This window comes from Haemophilus sp. 27098_8_127 (assembly GCF_041433495.1).
Classification (GTDB): domain Bacteria; phylum Pseudomonadota; class Gammaproteobacteria; order Enterobacterales; family Pasteurellaceae; genus Haemophilus_D.
This window is the reverse complement of the sequence record NZ_JAPWBP010000018.1, coordinates 1-4,919: the sequence shown is the minus strand read 5'-3', so window position 1 is coordinate 4,919 and position 4,919 is coordinate 1. Positions and strand designations below refer to the sequence as shown.

The 4,919-nt window shown below is 37.4% G+C and carries 5 protein-coding genes; 3 read left to right on the top strand and 2 right to left on the bottom strand.

Features of this window, described 5'->3' with window-relative positions:
* Positions 1–25: 25 nt before the first annotated feature.
* On the bottom strand, positions 26–439 hold the full coding sequence (gene bamE, locus O3746_RS10260; RefSeq protein WP_049365683.1) for an outer membrane protein assembly factor BamE: 414 nt from the start codon (positions 437–439) through the stop codon (positions 26–28).
* A gap of 62 nt (positions 440–501) precedes the next feature.
* Complete coding sequence (gene yejK, locus O3746_RS10255) at positions 502–1,518, bottom strand: nucleoid-associated protein YejK (protein ID WP_371449015.1); 1,017 nt, start codon at positions 1,516–1,518, stop codon at positions 502–504.
* A gap of 139 nt (positions 1,519–1,657) precedes the next feature.
* Between yejK and O3746_RS10250 the strand changes: the two genes are divergently transcribed.
* From O3746_RS10250 to O3746_RS10240, 3 genes are all read left to right on the top strand, one after another.
* A complete protein-coding gene (locus O3746_RS10250; RefSeq protein ID WP_005698664.1) occupies positions 1,658–1,876 on the top strand; it encodes a YejL family protein in 219 nt (72 codons plus the stop codon).
* Between the two features lies 1 nt (position 1,877).
* Complete coding sequence (locus tag O3746_RS10245) at positions 1,878–3,620, top strand: DUF3413 domain-containing protein (protein ID WP_371449012.1); 1,743 nt, start codon at positions 1,878–1,880, stop codon at positions 3,618–3,620.
* Positions 3,621–3,810: 190 nt separating this feature from the next.
* Positions 3,811–4,803 (top strand): amidohydrolase family protein, encoded by a 993-nt coding sequence (locus O3746_RS10240; protein WP_049374946.1) that lies wholly within the window; start codon positions 3,811–3,813, stop codon positions 4,801–4,803.
* The last annotated feature ends 116 nt before the right edge of the window (positions 4,804–4,919 follow it).

The following is a 4,919-nucleotide window of genomic DNA, read 5'->3' as shown; positions in this document are numbered from 1 at the left end:
CTTCACGCCAGTTATTTTTTAATGATTACCAGAATTTCCACCAGCTTTTCTTACCTGCATTTTCAGGTGTGCTGATAATAGTATTATTTTCGTCTTGTTTTGCCACTTCAGGTAATGGCTTATCTAATTCTGCACTGCTCACTAAACCGTTTTGATCGAATTTCACTGTAAATGTGTGCTGTTCAGGTTTTTGGTAAGAGTGTTGTTGTAAGAACACGTAATACCAAGTTAGGTTACTATAAGGATCGATTAAAACTGGTGTACCAAGCAGATATTGTACTTGTTGTGCGGTCATGCCCGGTTTAACTTGCGCCACAGTCGCTGCTTCTAAATAGTTACCTTGTGGAACATCAATACGATAAACGACTTTTTGCACTGTTGAACAAGAAGTTAAACTTAATGCTAAAACAACTGCACCTAAAAATGTTCTTAATTGCATATTTTTTACCTTTTACTGCAAAGTTATGTCGAATGATACCGAAACTTTATGATCTTGCCAAATTAATTATCGCACTTTAATGCTTTTTGAAGTTGATCTTTCAGATTTGGTGGTATCCCTTTGATTGTTAAAGTATCTGTAAGTGGATCCCATTCAATACGGTTATTTAATAAATCCGCATCGAAACTTAATGTCACACCTTTACCAGAACCTGAAAATTTCGTTAATGTTTTTAAGGCTGAACGTAATGGTGGAATGGTTTCCTCCAAGCCATAATCTTGCTCTTCTGTAAAGGTGAAAAACGGGCGCTCGTTTAGAGTCGGCAAATTCGCTGAAAGTTCAGTTAAGGCAATTTCATCACCGCTTGCTAATTGACCTTTGCAGTATTCAAATACCTGCTTTTTCACGGCTTGGGTTTGTTCTTTGTTCAATTCACCTTGTTCACAGTAGTCACTGACTGCTTGTAATAGGCATTGGTTTTGAACTTGCGGATTTAAACCTTCTTCTGCACCTAAGAAATCCATAAAGAAGTCACTAATTTTACGGCCAACACGACCTTTAATGAAGGTGAGATAACGGTTTGAGTTTGCGTTTACTTGTAAATCCGTTAAGTTGATACGTGCCGCAATATCAAATTGTGTAATATCTAGATATTCTGTACGACGAATTTCAAGATTTTCGTCAACTAACATACTGATGCGACTATCTAACAGTGCGATGAATAGGTAATCCGTCGCTAAAAAGTTATATTGGCATAGGATAAGCGTACCGCTGTCTGCAAAATTATATTTGCCCAATTCTTGCGCTAATAATTTTGTGGATTGTTGGCTGAAATTTAAAAAGTTGATTTCATTTTCTAATAAACGATTCAGATCTTGTGCAAAAATGGAATTCTCTTGGAATACACCAAATGCTTTGCCTTTATTTTGATAACCTTGATGTAATTGCAACATCATTTGTTCGACTTCCGGCGTAATGGTGAGAAGTTCATCACGCAACACGCTTTCCATGGTAGTGGTTTCATTTTCAGCGTGCTTAACTAATTGATGTAGCACGATTTGATTAACCGTAATGCTCATAATTTTTTCCTTCGTAAAATTTACCTTAAATTATAACCGCACTTTTTAAGCAAGAAAAAAGAAATTATTCAGATTGAGCAAATTATCGGGTATGATATGAGAAGTTTTTTTGTATTTAGAACAGGCTTAAACATTCCAAATGGCTCAACATTCAAAGTATTCCGATGGGCAAGTTAATGCCATTATTAACGACATGATTAGCGTACTTGAAACTCACAAAGCACCCGTTGATCTTTCTCTTATCGCTTTAGGCAATATGGCCAGTAATTTATTGACCACTAGTGTGCCAGCTGCACAGCGTGAAGCATTAGCACAAGCCTTTGCCAACTCTCTAATGAATTCGGTAAAAATAAAATAAAATGTTTTGGTTTAAAAAGAGCAAATTCAACGGACGTGAATACCGTGAAGAAACCTCACGAAAAATTTCGTGGGGGCATTGGTTTGCTTTTTTTAACATTATCATCGCAATTCTTATTGGTAGTCGTTATGCCTTTCTCATTGATTGGCCAGACACCTTACTCGGCAAAATTTATTTCTTTATCAGCTTATTAGGTCATTTCAGCTTTTGTGTTTTTGCCTTGTATTTGCTGGTTATATTTCCGCTGAGTTTCATCATAAAAAATCACCGCACTTTCCGTGGGCTAACGGTGATTATCGCGACAATTTGCACCACTTTACTGCTGTTTGATACAGAAGTTTTTAACCGTTTTAATATCCACCTTTCTTCTATCGTTTGGAATTTATTAGTAAATCCAGAAAAGGGTGATCTTTCACGAGATTGGCAAATTTTCTTTGCGCCAATGCCGATTATTTTGTTAATCCAAATGCTTTTCTCTCGTTGGAGTTGGGAAAAATTACGTAGTTTGGAGCGTCAAAAATGGCTAAAGAAAGTGGGATTAGTGCTGACTTCTACTTTTGTGGCAACACATTTAATTTATGCTTGGGCGGATGCATTGTTATATCGTCCAATTACTATGCAACGCTCAAATTTCCCGCTTTCTTATCCAATGACTGCTCGAACCTTTTTGGAAAAACAAGGGTTCATTAATGCGGAAACATACTCTCAGCGCTTAGAGCAAGAAGGGCGTTTAGATGCATTAAAACTTGATTATCCGAAAAAAGACCTTCAGTTTGAGCAAGTTGAGAACAAACCAAACATCCTCGTGATTACCGTTTCAGGCTTACGTTATGATGCGCTGACTAGTGAGAAAATGCCTAAATTGTTTGAATTTTCCACAAGTTCTACTCAATTTACGAATCATTACAGTAGCGGCAATACAAATAATGCCGGCTTAGTGGGCTTATTCTATGGACTGAATGCGAATTATACAGACAGTATTTTGAGTAATCATACGCCGTCAGTGTTAATCAAAAAGTTACAAGACGAAAAATATCAATTTGTTGCTTATTCATCCACGGCATTTAAAGACAGCTTATTTAAACAAGCCTTGTTCCGTGATGTGAAATTACCTAAAGTGAAAGCCTCTTCGCCAAAAGAAGAGATAAATGGTGTTTTATCTCTCTTAAAAGAGGATAGACCTTGGTTTGCTTATATGGATTTAGATATTGCAGATCAAACGGAAGAAAATTACACCAAATCGCTTGCGGATATTGATCAACAAATTGATGACACTTTAGCATCAGTCTCTTTAGATAATACGATTGTTATTATTACGGCAGAGCATGGTAAAACGCTTAATAAACTGGATGAAAAAGCACAAGAAAACTATTTCGGTCGTGATGAAATCCAAGTGCCGTTTATTGTTTACTGGAAAGATTTGCCAGTACAAGAAGTGACAAAATTAACGAGTCATACTGATTTGTTACCAGCACTGATGTCGTCGATCTTTAAAGTAAAAAATCCGGTTTCGGATTATGCACAAGGCCGCAATTTATTTGAGCTTAATGGCGATCCTTGGGTGTTGGCATCGAATTTCCGTTGGAATGTCATTATTCAGCCGGATGGCACACAGTATCATATTGATCGCAAAGGAAACTATAAGAAATTTGACCGCACTTATACTGAGCAATCTTCTAGCCGCCCACCGCTCGGCTTATTCTTAGAGGTTTTCAAACAAGAGCGTTCTTTTGTCAATAAATAGATAGCTTTTTTGTGCTTAAAATTTTATACTTTGCACCCAGTTGAAAGACTGAAAAGATGTTATTAATTAAAATCTGCGAATTTTTCATAACATTGCAAACAATTCACAATAGACCAGATCCTTATTGGGTTTGCTTTTCAATTAATACACTTCTCGTCTCTCTTTTCCTTTCTTTTTTGGCGGAGTTATTATGAGAAATCACGTTCGTAGCTTTAAAACGTTTATTCGAGACGAAATCATTAAAAAAGGTGGCTGGGTTAATGCCCATGCTCACGCAGATCGTGCTTTTACAATGACACCCGAAAAAATTGGCATTTATCACAACAGTAATCTTCAACAAAAATGGGATTTAGTGGACGAAGTTAAACGTACATCCAGTGTTGATGATTATTACGCCCGTTTCTGTCAATCGATTGAGTTAATGATTTCCCAAGGGGTAACTGCATTTGGTACTTTTGTGGATATCGACCCGATTTGTGAAGACCGAGCCATCATTGCTGCGCACAAAGCTCGCGAAGTCTATAAACATGATATTATTTTGAAATTTGCGAATCAAACCTTAAAAGGAGTCATTGAGCCAGAAGCACGCAAATGGTTTGATATTGGCTCTGATATGGTGGATATGATTGGTGGTTTACCTTATCGCGATGAGCTTGATTATGGTCGCGGCCTTGAGGCAATGGATATTTTACTTGATGCGGCTAAGTCTCGCGGCATTATGTGTCATGTGCACGTGGACCAATTCAACTCTCCGAAAGAAAAAGAAACCGAACAGCTGTGTGATAAAACCATCGAACATGGTATGGAAGGGAGAGTCGTGGCGATCCATGGTATTTCCATTGGTGCACATAGCAAAGAATACCGCTATAAACTTTATGAAAAAATGCGTCAGGCAAAAATGATGATGATTGCTTGTCCAATGGCGTGGATTGATAGTAACCGAAAAGAAGATTTGATGCCTTTCCATAATGCCTTGACACCTGCAGATGAAATGATTCCAGAAGGGATTACAGTCGCGTTAGGTACGGATAATATCTGTGATTATATGGTGCCACTTTGTGAAGGGGATTTATGGCAAGAACTAAGCTTGCTTGCTGCAGGCTGTCGTTTCCCACATCTTGATGCAATGGTTGATATTGCCAGTATCAATGGACGCAAAGTGTTAGGTTTAGAGCCAGTTTAATCCCAAAAATTGATAAAAGAGCGAGCGGTCATAAAATGAAATGTTTTGTGGCCGTTTTTATTTATAAGATAAAACAGAAATAATGCTAATTTGACGGATTTAAGTAAGGATTGTAA